This window comes from Isoptericola hypogeus (genome assembly GCF_039531145.1).
Taxonomy (GTDB): Bacteria; Actinomycetota; Actinomycetes; order Actinomycetales; family Cellulomonadaceae; genus Isoptericola; species Isoptericola hypogeus.
Genome location: NZ_BAAAPM010000023.1, coordinates 1 through 732, shown reverse-complemented (window position 1 = coordinate 732; position 732 = coordinate 1). Strand labels below are relative to the sequence as shown.

General features: G+C 72.7%; 3 protein-coding genes. All 3 read right to left on the bottom strand.

Translation table 11 applies throughout. The features are described 5' to 3' along the window. The coding region (locus ABD254_RS21270) for a hypothetical protein (protein WP_344250981.1) at positions 1 to 201 on the bottom strand (201 nt) is incomplete at its 3' end. Then, a complete protein-coding gene (locus ABD254_RS21265; RefSeq protein WP_344250980.1) occupies positions 198 to 380 on the bottom strand; it encodes a hypothetical protein in 183 nt (60 codons plus the stop codon). The genes ABD254_RS21265 and ABD254_RS21270, both read right to left, overlap by 4 nt. Continuing rightward, a complete protein-coding gene (locus tag ABD254_RS21260) occupies positions 377 to 568 on the bottom strand; it encodes a hypothetical protein (protein WP_344250978.1) in 192 nt (63 codons plus the stop codon). The genes ABD254_RS21265 and ABD254_RS21260 overlap by 4 nt, the downstream gene beginning before the upstream one ends. Positions 569 to 732 lie beyond the last annotated feature (164 nt).

Below are 732 nucleotides of genomic sequence, written 5' to 3'. Positions count from 1 at the left end.
GGTCGGGACTCGGTCGGGGCCGGTGCGGGATGCGTGGATCCAGTCGGCGCCGTCGTCGAACAGGGCGACGGTGACGATGATCGAGGAGCGGCCGTCGCGTGCGACGAGGCGCCAGCCGTCGGGGCTGAAGGGCTCGGGTGGCAGCCAGGCGTCGCGGCCGAGGGTCCTGCGAAGCGCGAGGGCGTCGATCGTGCTGGTCATTCGTCGTCCGCCTCGTCCTCGTCGGGCTCAAAGTTCGGCCCGGAGACCCACAGCGACGAGTGGGAGCCGTTCTCGTCGGTCCAACTGACGGTGGCGCTGCCGGCGTCGCCAGCGATGTCGCGCAGGAGGCGGAAGGCCTCGATCAGGCTCTGGGTCTGGGAGCGCTCGGGGTCGGTCACTGGTCGTCCTCTCGGTCGTTGGCCGCGGCGCGGCCGGTGCGGATCAGCGGGCCGGAGATGATCCAGGCGGTACAGCCGATGGCGACCAGAGCCAGGCCGCGCCACCACCAGGGCTGGCTGTGCTCGAGCTGCGTGCCCCAGAGGGTGAGCCCGACGAGGCCCACGGCCACGATGCGGCGGTCAGACATCGTCGTCCTCTCGGTCGGTGCCCGCGGTCGCGGCGCAGCGGTGGCAGGCGCAGTCGGGCTTGTGGGTCGGGTGCTGGACCCCGTGGCGTTCGAGCTCGCGCCACACGGTGCGGGCGCCGCGCTGATTCACGTCGCGTTGCACGTCGGGCGGGAGGTCCCGCTCG

Excerpts from the sequence above, each read along its gene's own strand:
- ABD254_RS21260 (WP_344250978.1), bottom strand. The coding sequence starts at position 568 with ATGTCTGACCGCCGCATCGTGGCCGTGGGCCTCGTCGGGCTCACCCTC.